Source organism: Robiginitalea sp. (genome assembly GCF_982776155.1).
Window position 1 is genome coordinate 273,148 of the sequence record NZ_CEXZKX010000001.1, and the last position, 20,598, is coordinate 293,745.

At 50.6% G+C, this 20,598-nt stretch carries 15 protein-coding genes; 5 read left to right on the forward strand and 10 right to left on the reverse strand.

The window, feature by feature from the left end; genetic code table 11:
- Position 1 precedes the first annotated feature (1 nt).
- The 3 genes from murJ to AC3DKS_RS01080 form a co-directional block, all read right to left on the reverse strand.
- Positions 2-1,348, reverse strand: coding sequence for a murein biosynthesis integral membrane protein MurJ (murJ, locus tag AC3DKS_RS01070; RefSeq protein WP_015754644.1), 1,347 nt, complete (start codon positions 1,346-1,348; stop codon positions 2-4).
- 3 nt (positions 1,349-1,351) lie between these two features.
- Complete coding sequence (locus AC3DKS_RS01075; protein WP_083760710.1) at positions 1,352-2,458, reverse strand: glycosyltransferase family 4 protein; 1,107 nt, start codon at positions 2,456-2,458, stop codon at positions 1,352-1,354.
- Between the two features lie 62 nt (positions 2,459-2,520).
- The gene (locus AC3DKS_RS01080) at positions 2,521-3,594 is read right to left on the reverse strand and encodes a glycosyltransferase family 4 protein (RefSeq protein WP_474731532.1); all 1,074 of its coding nucleotides are present in this window, start codon (positions 3,592-3,594) and stop codon (positions 2,521-2,523) included.
- A gap of 295 nt (positions 3,595-3,889) precedes the next feature.
- Between AC3DKS_RS01080 and AC3DKS_RS01085 the strand changes: the two genes are divergently transcribed.
- Positions 3,890-5,161, forward strand: a complete 1,272-nt coding sequence (locus tag AC3DKS_RS01085; protein WP_272607172.1) for a right-handed parallel beta-helix repeat-containing protein — start codon at positions 3,890-3,892, stop codon at positions 5,159-5,161.
- A gap of 13 nt (positions 5,162-5,174) precedes the next feature.
- Here AC3DKS_RS01085 and AC3DKS_RS01090 read toward each other — a convergent pair whose 3' ends face one another.
- From AC3DKS_RS01090 to AC3DKS_RS01120, 7 genes are all read right to left on the reverse strand, one after another.
- Positions 5,175-8,090, reverse strand: a complete 2,916-nt coding sequence (locus tag AC3DKS_RS01090) for a PKD domain-containing protein (RefSeq protein ID WP_272607173.1) — start codon at positions 8,088-8,090, stop codon at positions 5,175-5,177.
- A 389-nt stretch (positions 8,091-8,479) separates the two neighbouring features.
- Positions 8,480-9,139: a sulfotransferase family protein gene (locus tag AC3DKS_RS01095; RefSeq protein ID WP_015754649.1), complete on the reverse strand. Its 660-nt coding sequence runs from the start codon at positions 9,137-9,139 to the stop codon at positions 8,480-8,482.
- 44 nt (positions 9,140-9,183) lie between these two features.
- Complete coding sequence (locus AC3DKS_RS01100) at positions 9,184-10,203, reverse strand: sulfotransferase (protein WP_015754650.1); 1,020 nt, start codon at positions 10,201-10,203, stop codon at positions 9,184-9,186.
- Positions 10,166-10,561, reverse strand: coding sequence for a hypothetical protein (locus AC3DKS_RS01105; RefSeq protein WP_015754651.1), 396 nt, complete (start codon positions 10,559-10,561; stop codon positions 10,166-10,168). The genes AC3DKS_RS01100 and AC3DKS_RS01105 overlap by 38 nt, the downstream gene beginning before the upstream one ends.
- Before the next feature lie 165 nt (positions 10,562-10,726).
- The gene (locus tag AC3DKS_RS01110) at positions 10,727-12,058 is read right to left on the reverse strand and encodes an arylsulfotransferase family protein (protein WP_015754653.1); all 1,332 of its coding nucleotides are present in this window, start codon (positions 12,056-12,058) and stop codon (positions 10,727-10,729) included.
- A 100-nt stretch (positions 12,059-12,158) separates the two neighbouring features.
- On the reverse strand, positions 12,159-13,181 hold the full coding sequence (locus tag AC3DKS_RS01115; RefSeq protein ID WP_272607174.1) for an NAD-dependent epimerase: 1,023 nt from the start codon (positions 13,179-13,181) through the stop codon (positions 12,159-12,161).
- Positions 13,182-13,331: 150 nt separating this feature from the next.
- A complete protein-coding gene (locus AC3DKS_RS01120; protein WP_015754655.1) occupies positions 13,332-13,805 on the reverse strand; it encodes a hypothetical protein in 474 nt (157 codons plus the stop codon).
- A 426-nt stretch (positions 13,806-14,231) separates the two neighbouring features.
- Here AC3DKS_RS01120 and AC3DKS_RS01125 point away from each other — a divergent pair, with 426 nt between their 5' ends.
- The 4 genes from AC3DKS_RS01125 to AC3DKS_RS01140 are packed head-to-tail and all read left to right on the forward strand — an operon-like array spanning position 14,232 to position 20,464.
- Complete coding sequence (locus tag AC3DKS_RS01125) at positions 14,232-15,320, forward strand: DegT/DnrJ/EryC1/StrS family aminotransferase (RefSeq protein ID WP_474731524.1); 1,089 nt, start codon at positions 14,232-14,234, stop codon at positions 15,318-15,320.
- Entirely contained in the window at positions 15,317-17,305 is a 1,989-nt protein-coding gene (locus tag AC3DKS_RS01130; RefSeq protein ID WP_272607175.1) for a polysaccharide biosynthesis protein, read from the forward strand. Before AC3DKS_RS01125 ends, AC3DKS_RS01130 begins: the two co-directional genes overlap by 4 nt.
- Positions 17,305-18,075: a polysaccharide biosynthesis/export family protein gene (locus AC3DKS_RS01135; protein WP_272607176.1), complete on the forward strand. Its 771-nt coding sequence runs from the start codon at positions 17,305-17,307 to the stop codon at positions 18,073-18,075. The genes AC3DKS_RS01130 and AC3DKS_RS01135 overlap by 1 nt, the downstream gene beginning before the upstream one ends.
- Before the next feature lie 31 nt (positions 18,076-18,106).
- Entirely contained in the window at positions 18,107-20,464 is a 2,358-nt protein-coding gene (locus AC3DKS_RS01140; protein WP_272607177.1) for a GumC family protein, read from the forward strand.
- The last annotated feature ends 134 nt before the right edge of the window (positions 20,465-20,598 follow it).

A 20,598-nucleotide genomic window follows, 5' to 3' on the forward strand; every position in this document is an offset into this window, starting at 1 on the left:
GCTAGTGCTTTAATTTAAACAACCTGTATTGATTCCAGGTGTAGGAAAACATCAAAATATTTCTCAGTACAATTACAGCGGTCGAAGCCATCGCAATTCCATATACTCCATAGCTGTCTATCAGGACATAATCGAGGATCGCATTCAATACCACGCTGATAAATGCTACCAGGGCCATTACATTGTTCTTGTTGATGCTGGTGAGAAAGTTCACAATCAGCATTCCACTAGTTTTAAACGGTACGTAAATCAATATTATTTTTTGGATTAACGATACAATTTCCGCATCGCTACTCGAGAACTTGCCCCTTTCAAAGAACAATGACACAAAGAAATCGCTGGTAATGATCCCCAAAACAGCAACGATGGCACTTACGATAAAAACCGTTTTAAGCAGCCGGAACAGCGTTTCGAATGATTTTTTCCGGTTGACAACAACTGCTTTTGAGAAGTAGGGGAGCAGGACATTGGATATGGCAATAACTAAAATGCCAATAGCAAATGCCGGTATTTTATTTCCGTAATTCAATGCCGAAACCGACCCGATAACCAGTTTGGCGGCAAAATAAGAATCGATAACATTGTGCATGCCCGTTAAAAAGCTTGAGGTCATCTTTACCGGTACCTGCCGAAGCATAACTCGGATGTTTTCGCTCCGAAAATTGGGTGTAGATAAGGCTAGCACCCCTTTTTTTAAACCTACCGAGAGTAAATAGGAGAAAGACAACACGGCTCCGAACAGCGTGCCGATAGCCAAAACGTTCGGGCCGAAAACTTCCTTTCCAAAATATAAGGTCAGGATAATTGTAACAGGTAGGATCACTCCGCTGGTCGATGACAGGAGATATTCGTCTTTTATATTCAGCAAACCGTGAATCAGGGAAGAAAGCCCCCAAAAAAGAATGCAGGGAAGCAAAAAGTAAAGTTGTGATTTTACCAGGGCGTAATACTCGGCATCGTGACCGGGAAAAAACTCTTCGATATAGAAATCGGCAAAAATAAAGGAAACGAGTACCAGAAACAGGGATATCGAGAATGTGACAAGAAAAACGGCACTTTTAAATGACGCAGTGTTGTTCTCCCCGTGTTGTTCCGCTACGTAATTCGGGATAAAGACCTGATTAAAGGAACTGACGAATACGTTTTGTATGAAACCTGGCAATATAAAGGCGATGAAAAAAGTATCGAGTACCTCTGAAAGCCCAAAATTGGCTGCGACGAAGGTTTCCTTGAAGAATCCCAGCCCCTTGACGAACAGCGTGACAAGAAATACAATAAGAATATTACGGGCTACGCCTTTTCTTCTCAATCGTGCAACGGCTGCGGATATGACGGAAGAGATTTTCATGGTCTATTTAAGCAATTCAGCTATTAACTCTTCCCAAACGGCGGCGATGTTTTCGATTTGATAGGGCCTCGTTGCGTCCTTTGCCTTTTCACCGAGCTGGCGTTCCTTTGCAGGATTTTCTATGAGGTCCCTCAGGGCCGCTTCGAGTTCCGCTGTATTCCCAACGGGGACCAGTATGCCGTCATCCCCATGGGATATAATATCCGAAGGCCCCGTCGGACAATCCGTGGAGATACAAGCCTTGCCCATTTGCATGGCTTCAAGCAATACATTCGGAAACCCTTCGTATAAAGAACTCAGTACAAAAATCCTGGCTTTCGCATAGTATGGCTGGATATTTTTCTTTTTTCCCAATAACCGGACCTTGTCGTTCATATGGAGCTGGTCGATCAACGCTTCCAAATAGGACCTTTGCCTGCCGTCACCGATTATATGCAATTCCCAGCCCGATGGATTCAGATTGGCAAAGGCCTTGATCAGTGTATCCTGTGCCTTTTGACGCTCCAACCTCCCCACGTTGAGGATGATGTTTGACATTTCGACATTGGGGTCCGGCCTGAGTCCCGGGTTTATCGGATTCGGAATGATCTGCAGCTTTTTGTTGTCAATATCATTGATATACAATGATTTAATGCGATTATTCTGAACTACAAGTTTATCCGCTTTCCGATAGGTGTATTTCTTCAGAAATCTCCATAAATGGGACAACTTGTTTTTTTCTTCCTCGGGATTGTTCCTTTCACTGATTACGACGGGGATACCATTGCTCCGGGATGCCAGCACCGAAAGGACGTTGGAGGTGGTCATAAAGCCGATACAAAGTTCAATCCGGTTTTCCCGGATCAGCGTATTGACCCTTTTGTACAGGCGCCAATTGTTCCGGATACTCTCCAATGCATTCTGACTTCTGAGCGTATCGTTAAAACAATGGATGACACATATTTCTTTGTGCAACTCGTAAAAGGGTTGCCGTTTTTTATGTGTGATAATGGTGACATGGTAGGACTGAACTAAATGGTTGGCTAAAAGTGTGACCACTCTTTCAGCGCCACCAGACCCCAGGTTGTGAATGACAAAAGCAATTTTTCTTTTACCGGACAATTGACGCATATCGATTTTTGGCTCTCATGAGATGCTAACTCTCGATGGCCTGTGAAAGGAATAGAAGGTTGTTAAGTAATCTGTTCAATTAAATTTTCCCATTTAGCACCAACCTTCTCTATTGAATACTTCTCCAGTGACCCCGGTGCATTTTGGGAAAATTTGTCACGAAGTTCGGGACTTTGGATTAATTGTGATAATCCTTTGATCATTTCATCCATATTCTGATTCTCAATGAGCAGGCCGGTTTCGCCATCGCGGATGATATCTCCGGGGCCGGAAATACAATCATAGGCAATACAGGGAACTCCCTGGGACATCGCTTCAAGGAGCGTCATCGGAAGTCCTTCGAATCGGGACGGCAGAATATAAATGCCTGTGCGGCTCAGCAACTCTTTGATATCCTTGCGAAAACCCATTAAGGTTACATAATCCGAGATGCCCAATTCCTTTATTCGCGCTTCCAATTGAGGCCGACCCCCGTTTCCGGCCCCGACAATGACAAATTTCCATTCGGGATGCATCGATGAAATTTCTTTGACTATATCCATCAGGTTGTCAAAGCCCTTGTGATGCACCCGATTGAGGTTTCCGATAGCCATCACCTCTTTTTTTCGTTCGTCGGACAGGGATACCCGGGATGCGACCTGAAAGGAATACGGGTTGGGCATCACCACCGTCCTGCGATTCTTCTTCTGGAAATAGGGTAAGTCAAACTGGGTGAGCACGGTAACTGCGCTGGCCATAGGATATAAAAACTTCCAGAGAAACCTTTCCTGACAGGTATATCGGGATAAATGATTATTGTGTTCGGAAACGATGATTTTAATATTGAATATCCGGGCAATGGGAATGGTCATGTACCCCAGGAGGTCTATGTGCGAACTCATTACGTCGGGTCGATTGCTCTTCTTGCGGTAAAAGGACAATAAACTGAAAAAACCACTGAATACTACCGAGTCGATCAGCGGTTTCTGGTGCATTTTAATGCGTTTCACCTTTTCGTGGAGAGGATAATGGTCGCCATCCCGGAATGTGATTATCCGAACCTCGTGGTCCCTGTCGGCAAGATAATTTGCCAGGAGGCTTACGACACGCTGGGCACCCCCGTCACTCATTTTGGTAATGAGAAAGTCGATCTTCATATTGCGGTGAAATTGTTCATCAATTGACAGAAAGCCATCTATTGGTCTCATAACGCCATCCCAAAGGACGATCGTACGTTATGTTCGACATATTTATTGCACAGGATGCACCAATTGCCTGTATAAAATGCAGCAAAGGTTGCAATAAATTCCAAGGCAGATAAATATTCTCCATAACCTGCGGCTTTTATCGCTTAGTTAGTGATTCCAATCAATTCAACGATAGAATCAACCGGTGGGAGTCCAATATTTTTTAGGCATGCCTTTTGATTTAACTTGCAGCAAATTCACCCTTATGCCATTTTGCCATTGGAAAATAACCCGGTTTGTAAAAGTAGCTCTATTCCTGATGTCGGGAGTGGTGTTCTCACAGCCAAAACCCATTAGTTCATTTTATCCGTCGGACGCCTCCACAGCTTTCCGGATGGCCATGAACAGCCCTGAGAAGGAGTTGATACTGGACAGTCATTTCCCGGTTTGGAACCTCCGGCCCATGCGGTTTGTAAGAGTTGAAGACAAAACGATCCACTTTGAGGAAAACGTGGAATTACGGGCCATCCCCGGGGCCTTTCCCAAGAAGATCGACGCGTTGCTCAAATTCGTCGACTGCAAAAACATCAAGTTGCTTGGAAAGGGTAACGTCCTGGCCATGAATAAAGCTGAATATACTGACGGGGAGTGGCGCCATGTGATCCGCCTGCGCGGGTGTATGGATGTAGTGATCGATAACCTGGTCCTGCGGGACAGCGGAGGCGACGGCCTGACCATCGGCAGGAGTGAGAAGAAATTGTTTTCGGAAAAAATTTATGTAAGCAGGATCAAGAGTATCAACAACAAACGGCAGGGGATCTCCATCGTAAGCGCACAGGACGTTTGGATCCAGGATTCCGAATTTCGGGACACCAAAGGCACCTTTCCCGGGGCCGGGGTGGATCTGGAACCCGACCTGCAAACCGAAAGGCTGGTGAATATCAATTTCGAAAATTGCCAATTTGCCAACAATTACAATGCGGGCATCAAGATTGAAACGCATAATTTAACGGGCAGTTCGGAACCGATCTCCGTCCGTTTCAAGGACTGTATCCTGATTGACAACTTCTCCAGGGACAACCCGAAAGTGCGTGCAGAAATCACCATCCACTCCCATAAAACGGACCCGGTTGGGGGGACGATTCACTTTGAAGATATTCTGGTGAAGGATTCAAACTGGGGGCTATTGGTTTCCAGGAAAAATGCCGAAGGGTTTCACGTGTACTTCAAGAACGTGATAGCCCGGAATATTTGCCGGGATACCGGGATGTCGGCGATATTCCTGGAAGTGCCGCATTATAAGATCCCATCCAGTCCGGGAGGATTTACCTTTACCGATGTGGTATTGGAATACGAAAGCGATGTTCCGGTTTTCCGGGTGCGGGGCACCCGCTGGATCCCGGATAGCTTAAAAGACATGCATGGCAATATTACGGTGAAGCGTAAGAATCAACAGGCGCCCCTTTTTGATTATATCAATATGGATGCATCGGATAACGAAAACGTAGATTTCCAGATAACAAAAATCCCCCGCTAGCGGGGGATTCTGATCAATTGATGTGGGTGTAATTGATATTAATGTTGATGTTCGCCGGGTTTGATGGGTTCGCCCGGTTATTATATGAAGGGGGGTTGTCATAGGGCTCCTTTACGGTAAATGTCCCAATCACATCCTTTACAATGGTCCCCGGAGGCGTATTGATCGTCAGGAAAGGCTGGTTCCGGCTGTACTGCAGATAGAAATTGTTGAAGATGAACCCTCCCAGGTTATCGGCAACTGCCTTGCCTTCGAGGAATATCGGCGACACATTGACATCCTTCACCAGGTTGGTCCCCACGCAATCCCGGAATTCCACGCTATAGGCATCTGTCGGTTTCTGGCTTTTGATAATGTGCGAGTGTGTCCCTTCAAAGGTTACCCGGTCAAACAAAACGGTCCCCTTCACCTGGCCATACGAATCGCTGGCCCCGAGGAAAATCTCAGCACGGGGTTTGGTGTGATTCGTAGACTTGCTGTTGTAACTGAACTTAGAATTTACAACCTTGACGCTTATCGGTATGGAACCGGAATTCATCAAAAATGGGGCAATTTTAAACCCGGCAAAATTGTTGTTCCTGAACTGGCATCCGATGAAATTGATATTCACCAGACGCTGATTGGGTTTATTTGGTTCTAGGTCTACGCCGGCCTCCGGCTGTGCCCCGCTCGTGCTCAGGAACTCCGAATTCCGCACCCATACGTCCTGGGCGCTGATAATGCTCATACCCTGCCGCTTATTATTGATGCTTTTAACATCTTCGATAGTGATGTTCTGGGAATATCCGCCATCGGTATAACTGTTCAGGTTGATCCCATCGCCTCCACTATCTCTAAAAGTCAATCCCTTAACGGTAATATCCTGGCAACCATCCAGGAGGAAGGCGTGCCGGAACTCCCCGCTGGTGTATTCCGACTTATTCATCTGGAATGTGGCGCCATACCCTTCGATCGTCACATTGCTGGCGCGGGTTAGCATCAACAATACGGCATGGGTATCCCCAAAGGCGCCGCTTTTGGCCCGAAGGACTACACCCGGCTCAAAGAAGATCGTCTTGTTCTTGATATCGAACAACCGGGTGGGTTGAATGATCCAGTCGCTGGCCTTTTTGTCAATTACGATGAAATTGCTATTGGATTTGATGGCATTTTGAAAGGCCTCGGTAGCATCCTGGGCGTTCCAGCCAAAACTGGACGCCAATACGGCACCTGCAGGATAGTCGCCGGCCGTGGTGCTGGTGCCCCCGCCGGAACTTCCACCCGTGCTGCCACCGGAACTTCCACCGGAACTTCCCCCGGATGAGGTTCCCGTAACCTCAATGGTCAGGTTATCCGTATCGCTTAACCCGGCGGCGTCTTTCACGGTGAGTGAAACCTCGTAGGTACCCGGTTCGGTAAAGGTGCGTACCGGGTTTTTGGCAGAGGAGGGGTCGTCCGTGCTGAAATCCCAATAGTAGGAGACAATCCCTTTGTCGTCCGAAGAGTCGTTGGAATTGAACTGCACATCCAGAGGTGCGTTACCGCTTAGTACCGATGCCTTGGCTACCGCAACAGGTGCCTGGTTGGCCGCTTGTGATGCGGTAACGGTGATGGTCAGGGTATCCGTATCCGTGGCACCATCCGCATCCTTAACCGTCAGCCGCACGGTGTACTCGCCGGCTTCGGAGAATGTTTTTGACGGGTTTTTGTTGGTGCTGCTGGTGCCATCGCCAAAATTCCATTGATAGGAAGTAATGCCCTGGTCGTCCGAGGAGCTGTCCGCATTGAAAAGGACTTCCAGGGGGGCGGGCCCCTCTGTGGTATTCGCGTTGGCACGGGCAACCGGTGCGGCATTGTCGGGTTCTTCAACCGTGATGGTCACGCTGGCCTGGTCGGAAAGCCCTTCGGCATCCTCAACGGTAAGGGTTACCTGATAGCTGCCGGCCTCGGTAAAGGTGTGCTCCGGGTTGATGGCTGTTGAGCCCTGCCCGTCCTTAAAGTCCCATGCATAGTTCTGGATGGATACGTCATCCGAGGAATCCTTCCCGCTGAACGAAACAGTCAGGGGCGCCTGCCCGGAGACCGGGGTAGCCGTGGCCACCGCGTTCGGGGCAACGTTTTGGGTACTTTCGGAGGTGGATTCAGTTGTGGGTTCCTCTACCTCAATTTCGGCCGCGTCCTGGGGCAGGTTGTAGGTTACGATCAACTTGGGCCAGGCCTTGGAAGCGTGTTCCTTGGAGGCAATGGCCAGGTCGTTTCCATTGGCGTGGTAGAGGATGATGGTGGTTTTCTCTGCCGGCAGATCGGCCGCGCTCAGGACAATTTCCTGGGTGCTCCCCGCCACGTATTCGTCGTTGACAGATCCGAGCAGGATATCGTTGGCCGGGGCAGTGTTTGAGTCGAGGTCGGCCTCGCTCCAGTTAGTGGATGTGCCCCGGTAGACTTCGATGGTGCCGTCCCCGCCGTCTGAGCGGACGGTAAACTGGAAATTCACGTCGGTAATGTATCCGCCGGCATCCGCAATCGGGGAAAGGTCAAAAAGCAGGTAGCTCGTGCGGTTGCCTTCTTCCAGGCGAATCAGCGACTCATTGTAGCTCTTGCCGCGCTCCAGATATGCATCATCCGATGGGGGAAAGGCCGTGGTCCGGCTCTCAAAACCCTCTTCCATGCCCGATTCTCCGTCGGTATCTGTGGTTTCTTCCGCAGCTTCCTCCCCGGGTGTTTCCTCCCCGGTGGCTTCTTCTTCCGCGGAAGTATCTTCGCCATCGGATTCCTCGGAACCGGATTCGGTTTCAGCGTCTTTTTCCTGTTGTTCCACGTTTGGAGAACCTCCGTTGGCAGTGGTGTAATCCAGGATATCGGAATCCTTGGAACAGGCAATCAAAAATGTCAGTGCAAATAGGATAAAAAATATCTGGCTCTGATGGATTCGAGTGGGGTGAAATCTCATGAGTCAAAGTAGGGTTTAAGATATGGTGCTTACTTCATTCAATAACTTTGATTAGTCGACGAAAATTGCAATTAAATCGATGAACTGCACGGTAAGGGACAAAAAAAATACCAACATCTGATTGTTGATAAAGCACCTTTGATGGTTCGATCGGGGCAAACTTCACGCAAATCTCATTCGAATACGCGCAAAACTCTGCAACTGGACGTCGAAAGTAACCCGTTTAACAGTTTTTTGGGAAAAAAATCGATGAACTGCACGATACAGACACCCGGGTAGGGGATCTCCTATAGAGTCAGTGGTAAATTCGCAAGGAAGCGGAAAGTTGAAAGTATTGCAACAGAAAGGGCGGCAGATGTTCCCCGGTTTGCGGAAATCGCCGCCGTCTGTTAGTCGAGCAGCGCTTTTGCAATCCTCCGTTTGAGGGGCCTGGGGAGTTGACGGAAAATTTTCAGCAAAAACCTTTTCAGGGGCGGTTTGTTCTGCGGGCTGACATTCCTTTTGGGAAAAGGCGTACCTGGTATGGGTACCCCCAGGAATGGACACAACTTTTCCCAGCCATCGCCATTGACGACATCAATGACCAGCAAGTCATCAGGCCGGCCTTTAAAATGTTCCATGGCCTCGCGATGATGTTCCTCAAAGTGCCGGGTCCAGCCTTCCCGGTCCACCTCCAGCCAGGTGAGGCCCGAGTCGGGTATATCCCTTACGGTTTGCTGGTTCTTTAGGACGTGCCTTTCCCGGCTGTCCAACCAGCTTTCCAGATCTCGGGTGTTGAGGATAAACTTGCTATTCGGATATTGCCTGTCGAATTCCTTGAAGATGCCCACGGTATTGGAGCTGTTATCCCAATCCGTGAAGGCGTCGTATTCCTCCAACCCCTCGAGAATATTTTTTCCATTCTCGAAATTATGTTGAATGATCTCCTTGATATTGTTGCCTTTGTCATCTTCATAATGAACGCTCTTAAACCCCAGTTTCTCCAGCGCCAAATGCAGGGATGTGGTGCCCGTTTTATTTAAACCGATACAAAATATTTTTCCGTCCATTACTCAAAGTTTAATTAAGCATAAAGCTCCGCGCCTCTATCATTTCAGGAAAGGAGGTCTTTCGATTTCAATTGGTCGTAAATCCCGGTTGCACGCTTTTTCAGCTCCGGGCTGCAGGACAATCCGGAATACGTACTCGGGGTATGTCGGTTGGGCACAGGTATCCCGGTTTCCGGTTCCAGCAAATTTTCGAGGCGGCCATAGACCTCTCCGGGTTTTGTGGTCAGGTCCTCAAAGGCAATCAAATGGATGGATTCCTTCAAATGGGATAACAGGTACTCGTAGTAATTGATCCAGCTAAAGACCCAGTAGTCCAGCGTATCCTTCGGGTAGGCTGCGGCCTCCTCCATAAAAGCCTCCCGGAGCAAAAACGGCTTGTGCCCCAGGCCAAATTCGTGGTGCCCCAGGTAATTAAAATAATCCAGTTCAAAGGGATCTTCCCCCTGGCTTTCACTGAAGGACTTATGTAGTTTCAAGAGGGAAGCCGCATGGGATAAGGGGTCCCGAAACAGAACAATGACCCTGCTGTTGGGTAATTCCAGGAGGGAATCCAAACGGAGGATGTTGTTGTTGTTTTTGGAGATGTATTTTTTTTTGCCCTTGGAATGGCAGATGAGTTTTACGTATTCCTGGTATTTTTCCAGGATGTCCCCCGGGACCTCGTGGACCTCCAGTGCGTCGGAGATATAGGAATCCTTCAGGAAAGCCTTCCAAAAATATTCGTCAAACTCCTCCGGGGAATTGCCGTCGATTTTGATCCCGTCCCCATGGGCACGCTCCCGGGACTCGAGTTTCAGTTTCTTTTTCCAGAGGTTCGGACTCAGGAGGATCGGCATGTTGGAATATTGCAGGGAGGCGTATTCGCCGGTTGCAAAAAGCGTCCGCATCAGGGCCGTGGTCCCGGAGCGGGCCAAGCCGGAAATAAAGACATAGGCTTCAACCTGCAGGTCTTTTATTTTATTTCCAAACAGGATTTGCTCCACCTCGAGGGAGGAGCGGGAAATAAAATAATTGGACAGGTAAAATTTATGCAGCGCCTTTTCGCTGGCCGAATAGCTTGACATACATGCGTTTTAGGATAAAATAGAGGCCCACTCCCACAAAGGTTGCCAGGATGCCCTCCCAACGATACAATGTCGACGCGCTGAACAGTTCCGTATAAGGCGCAGCAAGCGTATATACGATAAAAGGGGATACAAAGACAACCAGCAGGAGAATGAGCTTCAACAGCTGCCCCAACTGCAGTTTTACCTGGGCCAGCAGCAATTGTTGTTTCTCCTCGTCCCCGAGGTCCTTGTTCTGCATCAGGGAGAATTGCTGCCGGTAGGAGGCAATCAATTTATTGGTCACGCCAATAATATGGATGCGCTCGAAAAGCAAACAACTCAGCAGGGTGGTCCCTGCGATAATTGCGTATTCCAATGCCTATTCTTTGGTCTTGCCTTTAAACATCCCGAAGAACCGCTTAATGGGTATCCAGAAAACGGCTACCAGAAATGCAAAGATGGTTAAGAAGATTCCACTGATAACGGCGAGTATGCCCCCGCCAAGACCTGGTCCTAAATATAAATACATGGTGTTACTTATTTAGTTTTTTATCATTCTGCTCCAGAATAAACTGGAAATATGTTCGTCGTCGATTCGTTTGACGTATTCCATTTTTGAACGGGCCGAATCTCCTATGATGATCCTCCCGTTGTTGGTGTCTTCAACAAAGATATCCCCGTTGGCCAAAATTTCACTCCGGCCCGAGGTGGTAGTATTGATCCCTTCGGCCTCCATGAGTTTTGAATAGGGGGTGGTAACGGAATCATTTTCAAAGTTATAAAGATAAATTTCATTCGTCCCGCCGGAAGGGGGGAAGAATAAATTCTTCGTTGTGATTTTCGGATCAATCGTGCTTTCTTCCCGAAGGATGTCATTGCCAAAAATACTGATCGATTGGCCGTCCACAAAGTCCGCGTCGTGCTGGTTCTGCCAGGGGCCTTGCTGTATCCACAGGATTTTATCCTCGGAGGGCCTGTAAAGGAAGACCGTACTGATATTCCGGCAGGAGACCAGCAGGTCGCCCCGGTTCCAGTATTCGGTAGTGCTGTAGGCGGGTTGAATATCATTCAGGTGGATCGGGTCGCTGATGATCTGCCCTTTTTGGACTATTAAGCCTCCATACCCGTTTTCGATCAATATTTGGGAAACGGATTTCTCGAAAAGGATTTCCCCCGTATCCGGGTCAATCCGGGTAAGGGCATCGTCCATAAAGGCGGAACGCGCCTCTTCCGTATCCGGCAGGAAGGGGAGTTGTGTAGCCTGGAAAGGGCGGCTGCAAACCCAGACCGTCCCGTCCGGACCGAGCTCCGAGGTATGGTGGTAATTCCTGTCGTTGCTGATCCACATAATTGAATTGTCCTTGCCGATTCGAGTAAGCAGACTGGTTATCTGCGAATTCATAATCAGGGAACTGTCCTTCAGCATCAGTGCATGCATAAAATGCAAGTCGCTGCCTTTTGGGGGTTTTCTCGGATCCGCCTCGTTAAACGCCCTCTCGAAGAGTTCCGCATTGTCCGGGGCCCATTTCCGGATGGATGCGCCTGAAGGCACTTCCAGCAGTTCAAACTCCTGCCCAAACGGTTTGGTCTTATAAGAGACGAGCAGATTCGGGTAATCCACAGTATCGCTGACCTGGGAAACCAGCGTCAGGCCATCTTTGGCAGTGCTGTTGCCGACATAAAACCCCGGGGCTTCAAAAGCCTGCTTTACCTGGGAGGGTAAATTGGCCATAAATTTCACCGCGTCCCCGGCTATTCCCCATTGTGCATTGGTGTCGGGTGCCAGGTAGAGGTTTCTGACAAAAGAGGACAAGGCTATGGAATAAAGGAAGATTCCTACGACAATGATAAATAGGATCCGAAGTCTTTTCATACAGCAAAGAAAACTTTTACAGTCTGCAAATATTCAATTTACTAGGTCATGCCCCTATTTAAATCGTCCAAAAACAATAATTGTGAACTTTTAAACACATTCACGAGTAATAATTGACATACCAATCGACAAACTTACCAATCCCGTCGTCTAAATCCGATCCGGCCCTATACCCGTAATCTTTTTGCAGGCCACCTGTGTCCGCCCAGGTCCGGGTAACGTCGCCGGGCTGGGCCGGAAGCATTTCCCTGATAGCCGTTTTCCCCGTGTGTTTTTCAATGGCTTCAATGAAATCCATGAGTTTTACCGGGCTGCCGTTCCCGATGTTGTATAGCTTGTATTTTTCCCGGTGATCCCGGCGACCACTGAGGTCGTCCTCCAGCACGCGGACCACCCCTTCGGCTATGTCGTCGATATAGGTGAAATCCCGTTCCTGCTCGCCATTGTTGAAAACCTGTATGGGCCGGCCTTCCAGGATGGCCCGGGTAAACAGGAAAAGCGCCATGTCCGGCCGTCCCCAGGGACCATACACCGTAAAGAACCGCAAGCCTGTGGTGGCAAAACCGTACAGGTGGCTGTACGTATGGGCCATGAGCTCATTGCTCTTTTTGGTAGCCGCATACAGGCTGATCGGTTGGTCTACCCGGTCCGTGGTTCCAAATGGGATTTTTTCATTTTGCCCGTAAACACTGGAGCTGCTGGCATAGACCAGGTGGCCGATGCCGCAGTGCCGGCAATTCTCCAGGATATTGAGGAACCCCACGATGTTGCTGTCGATGTAGGCTTCGGGGTTTTCCAGGCTGTAGCGTACCCCGGCCTGGGCGGCCAGGTGGCATACCGCGTCGAAAGAGTGTCGCTCGAACAGGGCCCGCAGTTCCTCCCGGTCTTCCAGGTTCAGCCGAACAAACGCCACATTTGTCAGGGTGGAGCTCTCCGTTTCCTGTCCGAAGGTTTCCGCAGATCCCCGGTCGATCCCCAGTTCCCGCAGCCGGCCGAATTTCAGTTCCGGGTCGTAGTAATCGTTGATGTTATCCAGGCCCACCACATGATGTCCCTTTTCCGCCAGCAGCCGGGTTGCGAAAAATCCAATAAATCCGGCTGCCCCGGTAACGAGAATCTTCATAAAACAGGTTTTTGTCGGGGGATGTCCCCGCCTTCAAAATTATACAACGCAAACCAGCCCGGATGATTGTACGGGTTATGCCCGATGAGGCTGGTTAAAAAAAATACCCCGGGCCAGGCCGGAGTATTTATTATTTATCTGTCGATTCGATTAGAATGCATTCGAACCGATATTGGCGTGGGCAATCACATTGTCCATGTTTGTCTCGCTCTGATAGATGTTGATATGCCCGTCAAAGGCGTTCAGCTCATCAAAAGAAATAGACGTGCCGTTGTCCAGTTCTGTGATGACGGTCTCGCTTATGGCGCACTCACATTCATTCAGGGTAATGGCAACAGGGCCTCCCATTTCAATACTATTTTCGTGGACGGCTGCCGGGTGGATGCCCGTGGAGGCATTTTCCAATTCGATGTAAATTGTGGAGGTGCCGTCGTCGTTGCGGATGAGGGTGGCGGTTCCGGTTACCCCGGAATCGTTGACGCTTGTCAGGTCGTATACCACGCGCTCAACGGGATCCGGGTCCGGATTCCCGCTGTCCGGGTTGTCGACATCTGAACTTTCGTTTTTGCTGCAGCTCACAGCCAGCGCAAGCAGAAGCAGGATGAGATAAGAGGGCTTTTTCATAAGTGTAGTGTGTGGGGTTAAAATTATTGTGCTAAAAGTAGTACAAAGTAAATTATCTGGTAAATAGCAAATATTCTCGTCCAAAATTTATTTTAGCCGAAATGCGTCATTCCGCGGATTACCTGCACCGTACAGCAGTTGTGCCCCCCGTGTTTCCGGTGCATGCCGGCCAAAAAGCGGAGTTGTCCGAATTTTTTGGGCCTTCAGCGAATTATTGGCCCCGATTTCGCTGGGAACGGCTTTAAACCGTAAATTAGCCTTTGAATCCGGGACCTCACGTAATGCAATTGGTTTTTCTTCTGATTGAGCGTGCAAACCGGATTCGAGATTGTACTTTTACGAGTCGAAAGCATACGGACAACCCAAGCGATAAACACCCTTTTGAAAACAGCTGTACAAGAACGTATTTGGTTATCTTCCCCGCACATGGGGGGAGCCGAGCAGAAGTATGTGCAGGAGGCGTTTGAAACCAATTGGATTGCCCCCCTGGGGCCCAATGTGACGGGTTTTGAAGCCGACCTTGAGGCCTATGTGGGTTCCGGTCTGCAGGTGGCCTGCCTGAGTTCCGGAACGGCCGCCATCCACCTGGCCCTGGACTTGCTGGGCGTGGGGGCCGGCGATGAAGTGATCTGCCAGAGTTTTACCTTCTCTGCCTCGGCCAACCCGATTACCTATCTGGGAGCCACCCCTGTTTTTGTCGACAGCGAACCCAACACCTGGAATATTTCCCCGGACCTGCTGGAAGCCGCCATCCTGGACCGGATGAGGGCAGGAGCCAAACCCAAAGCTATAGTAGCCGTGCACCTCTACGGCATGCCTTACGATTCGGACGCCGTCATGGCGCTCTCCGAGCGGTACGGCATCCCCGTGGTGGAAGACAGTGCAGAGGCCCTGGGCAGCCGGTACAACGGCAGGCCCTGCGGCAGCCTTGGAAGCATCGGTATATTTTCATTCAACGGCAATAAAATTATCACGACCTCCGGGGGAGGCGCGCTCCTGACCGCCGACCCGGCCGTTAAGCAGCGCGCGGTTTTCCTGGCCACCCAGGCCCGGGACCAGGCACCGCACTACCAACACTCCAGCGTGGGATACAACTACCGGATGAGCAATGTCCTTGCCGGCATTGGCCGCGGACAAATGGAGGTCCTGGACGAGCGGGTAGCCGCCCGCCGGGCCAATTATGAATTTTATCGGGAATCGCTTTCGGGTACCGGGGCGTTTACCTTCCTGGAAGAGCCAGAGGGCGCCTTCAGCAATCGTTGGCTGACCGCGGTGCTGACCCCGGATTTCGGGACGCGCGAGGCCATTCGCCTGGCCCTGGAAGCCGAAAATATCGAATCCCGCCCGCTGTGGAAGCCCATGCACCTCCAGCCGGTTTTCTCTGAATGTACCTCCTTTGCCGACGGTACCTCGGAAGACTTGTTTGAGCGAGGCCTGTGCCTGCCAAGCGGATCCAATCTTACGAAGTCCGACCTGGAGCGGACTGTCGAAATAATCTACAACACCCTGCCATGATTCAAAATTACCTGACAAATTCTGTTTCCCGTTACGCCTCCAAGTGGCTTGTACTGGCAATAGACCTCGTCACGGTGTCCGTTGCATTCGTCTTTTCCTACCTGATACGATTCAACCTCACCCTGAACTTCGACGTGGAAAAATTGTTCCTGCAATTGCCCGTTATCGCATTTATCTCGATGGTGGCTTTCCTGATCACGGGCTCCTACAAGGGGGTGGTACGGCACACAGGCGTCCGGGACGTTTACAATATCTTCAATGCCATCTGCCTTTCGAGCATCCTCTCGATCGTTTTGGTGCTGACCAACCGGCAGATGCTGCTGATGGACGGGTTTACCATCCCGCTTTCCATTATCATCATCCACAGCTTGCTGGCCTTTATCGGCCTGACGGCTTCGCGTTACGTTTTCAAGGTATTCTATACCAACCTGATCAACCGGGGCATCAATTTTACCAAAAACGTTTTTATTTACGGGGCTGGCGAATCGGGAATCCTCACCTATAACGCCCTGAATTCCATATCCCGGAGCAACGTCCGGGTCCTCGGATACATCGACGACGACCGGCAAAAATCCGGGAAACAAATAAACGGCGTCCGCGTCTACGGGCCGGAAATCCTGAACCGGGATTTCCTCGAGAAGAAGAATGTCTCCGAGATTATTTTCGCCATCCAGAACATCGACCAGAAAAAACTCAGGAAACTGGTGGAAAGCCTGGTGGAGTACTCCGTGCAGGTGAAAATCGTCCCCCCGGTCGAAGACTGGATCAACGGGGAACTGAAGGCCTCACAGATCAAACAGATCCAGATTGAGGACCTGCTCGACAGGGCGCCCATCAGCATCAAGAACGCAAAGATTTCCAAGGACCTGAACGGCAAGAGCATCCTGGTAACCGGGGGCGCCGGTTCCATCGGGAGCGAAATCGTCCGGCAGATCTGCAACTATGACTACAAGACGCTGATTGTCCTTGACCAGGCGGAATCCGCCCTCTACGACCTGCAGCAGGAGCTCAAGCAAAACGGCTTCCACAACTTTATCCCGATCGTGGCGGACGTGCGGGACAAGAACCGGGCAAATTCCATCTTCCAGGAATACAAGCCGGACATCGTCTTCCACGCGGCAGCCTACAAACACGTGCCGCTGATGGAGTACAACCCCTATGAGGCCATCAAGATCAATATTGCAGGGACCAAGGTGATAGCCGACCTGGCCCAGCAACATAAAACCGATAAATTCGTCTTTATCTCCACCGACAAGGCGGTGAACCCCACCAACGTGATGGGTGCCTCCAAGCGGATTGCCGAGATGTATATCAGCTGCATTCAGCAGGAAGGGGGAACCAAATACATCACCACCCGTTTTGGCAACGTATTGGGGTCTAACGGATCGGTTATCCCGCTCTTTAAGAAGCAGATTGAGAAAGGCGGCCCGCTCACGGTGACCCACAAGGATATTACCCGGTACTTTATGACCATCCCGGAGGCCTCCCAACTGGTCCTCGAGGCTGGCGCCATGGGCGAAGGGGGGGAAATTTTCATCTTCGACATGGGCGAATCGGTTAAGATATTCGACCTGGCCAAAAACATGATCCGCCTCTCCGGCCTCCGCTATCCGGAGGATATCGACATCAAGATCACCGGGCTCCGACCCGGGGAAAAGCTCTATGAGGAGCTTCTGGCAAACGGGGAGAATACGCTCCCTACCTATAACCGGAAGATCATGATCAGCAAGGTGCGCGAACTGGACTACGCAAAAGTGCGTTCCCTCATCGACGAACTCTGTATCTCCAATATGTTCTTCAGCGGGGATACGGTAAAGCTGATGAAAAACATCGTGCCCGAGTATGTGTCCAATAATTCGGAGTTTTGTAAATTCGACCGGTCCCACCCGGAGGAGCCCATCGAATCTCGGGAGGACCAGCTCAAATCGGAGCGGCTTTCCATTCTGGAGGACCTGCTCCCTTCAAAACATAATCCGTCCAAATAATGAACAAACAAGTATTCCGGAGAGTTTTCCTTCTCCTTGCCGGCGCCCTGCTGATCAGCTCCTGCGCCTCCCGAAGAAATGTCGTCTATTTCCAGGACACGGGTTCCTATGAAACCCTGCTCGAAGAGAACAACGCGGTGACCAAATTCAAGGAAGACGACCTGGTGTCCATCCACGTGTCCTCTTTGAACCCCGAGGCCAGCGCGCCCTTCAACTTGTTCCGCGGACCTTCCGAAGGCGGAATCCGCGCCGAACAGGTAGACTATCTGATCGATGAATTCGGGATGATTGATTTTCCTGTAATTGGCAAAATCAAAATAGCGGGCCTTTCCCCGGAAGAAACGCGGACCTTGTTGCGGGAGCGCTTGTCTGAATACATCCGGGACCCCATCATCAACATCCGCCTGAACAACTTTACGGTAACCGTATTGGGGCAGGTAAACCGCCCCGGTACCTACCCGGTTCTCGGGGAGAAAATCACCATCCTGGAGGCCCTGGGCCTGGCCGGCGATATGGGGATCAAGGGCAAGCGGGAAAATGTGCTGGTCATCCGGGACTTTGACGGTACCAAGGTGTATACCCGTATCGACCTGACAAAAAAAGATGCCTTTAATTCCCCGGTCTATTACCTCACCCAGAACGATGTGGTTTACGTGGAGCCGAACAACTCGGCTATAAAGACCTCCGGCCTGGACAACCGGGCGGGGATTATTGTCTCTATTATTTCGACCCTGATTACATCCACAGTAATCCTGATCACGCGATCTTAGACGCAAACCACCCCAAATTATCAGTTTACCTATGGCCGATTCTACGGAAATCAGAGAAATATTAAGTACCTACCTGCGGCACTGGAAGTGGTTCCTGTTATCGCTAGCAGTAGCTATTAGTATAGCCGTTGTGTATTTGCGCTACGCCGTTCCAAAATACGAGGCACGGGCCAAGATCAAGATCATCGAGGACCAGAGTTCCGCCGGAGGGCTGGACCTTTTCTCGGATATCGGGATGTTATCCGGGGGGAACACGATGGTGGAGGACGAGGTGGAAGTATTCAATTCCCGGAGCAATATCATCCAGGTGGTCCGGGAGCTGGGCCTGAATTCCCGGATTATTTCCCTGGGGAATATCCGGAATACGGAGTTGTACGACCATCCGCCCTTAAACCTGAACTTCCTGTCGGCCGATTCGGTAATCAATCGTTCCGCATATTCTTTTTTTGTAACTGGTATCTCGGACACGTCTTTTCGATTTTCGCGGGAAGAAGATGGGCCGGCCCAGTTATACGCCTTTGGGAAAACCATCGAGACCCCCCTGGGGGATTTGGTTATTACCCCGAATTTTGAAAACGCGGAAGCCTACAGGGATCGCAAGCTTATGGTTAGCATTACCCCGGTGACCAAAGTAGCCGAAAATTACCAGGCACGTGTCCGAGTGGCCATTGCCGAGGAGTTTTCCAATATCGTCACCCTCTCCCTGGAAGATCCGATCCCCAACAGGGCACGGGATTTTCTCAATACGCTGATCCGGATCTACAACGAAAATGCTATAGCCGACAAAAAGGCCGTAGCGGACAAGACCTCCCAGTTCATCAACGACCGGATTGCCGCGATTTCCTCCAACTTAACCAATGTGGACGAATCTGCAGAAGAACTGAAGACCGAGCGGGGACTTACGGATATCCAGTCCGAGGCGAACATCAACCTGAATTTTGGCGCCAGCAACCGCCAGCAACTGGCGAGTTCCCAAACCCAGCTGGAAATTGCAGCCTCCATGCAGGACCTGGTGCAACAGCAGGACGGGTACGAGATCATGCCCACGAACATTGGTCTGGACGACCCGACCATTGCCAGTACCACGGCCCGGTATAACCAGCTAGTGGCAGAACGGCGGCGGTTGATGAAAAGTTCTACCGAGAAATCCCCGATTATCCAGAACCTGGACCAGGAACTCGACGGGTTGAAGCAGAGCATGCAATCCAGTTTGAACAGCAAGGTGAATAACCTGGGAATGCAGGTCAGTACGCTGACCAACCAGCAGGCCATAATCAATTCAAAGATTTATTCGGCGCCCCGGAATGAGCGGGATTTGCGCGACATCACCCGCCAGCAGCAGACCACGGAGTCGCTCTACCTGTACTTGTTGCAGAAGCGAGAGGAGGCGCAGATTGCGGTGGCATCCACCGCCCCGAAATCCCAGATAATAGACAGTGCCTACCATGTTTCGGATACGCCTGTATCACCGAGGAGGAAACTCGTATACCTGGTATCCATCATATTTGGCCTGCTCGTCCCGTTTTCGGTGATTTACGCCCGGGACCTGCTGGACAACAAGATCCACAGCCGGCACAACCTGGAACAAATCATCCACGATGCCCCGGTATTGGGGGAACTGCCCCGGCTGGGCAAAAAGGACAACAAGTTTATCATTAAGGACGACCGGTCCATCCTGGCCGAATCGCTTCGCATCATCCGCACGAACCTGGACTACCTGCTCAAGGCGCGCCGGGGAGGGGGGAAGAACAACCTGATCTTTGTGACCTCCGGGACGCCCGGGGAAGGGAAGACCTTCTTTTCCACAAACCTGTCGCTGGTGCTGTCAGGCAACCGCAAACGCGTGTTGCTCATCGGCGCGGACATCCGGAATCCGAAGCTGTATACCTATTTTCTGAACAACAACGTGGACAACATGGGGAAACAGGGGCGCAACAAGGATGCGGGCCTCACCGAATACCTCTACGACGACAAATACCGCCCCCAGGACATTATCAACAGCATGTTGGTAGACCAGCACGCCATCGACGTGATCTTTTCGGGCCGGATCCCGCCCAACCCGGCCGAATTGCTGATGAACGAGCGGATGAAGGAACTCTTGGACGAAATGAGCCGGGAATACGACTACGTGGTGGTGGATACCGCGCCGATCCTGGTGGTTACCGACACCCTGCTGTTCAGCGACAAGGCCGATCTGATGGTATATGTGGCCCGCGCAGGGGTTACGGCCCGGGATACCCTGGACTTCCCGGCCAAACTGAAGGAAGAGGGGAAAATATCCAACCTGGCCTTTATTGTCAACGACGTGAAACAGACAAACCTGGGGTATGGGGGGAAATACGGGTACGGCTATTCGAAATCCCAGAAAAAATGGTGGAAATTCAGGTAATCACCCATTCAGGAACTAAAAACCGGCCGCGAGCCGGTTTTTTTATGGATTGAGTTGATAACTTAACCTGAAAGTGACATTACTTTTTAGCCCGAATCCGTAAGTTTGCCCGCCGTTCTATCCCGATCAAACCT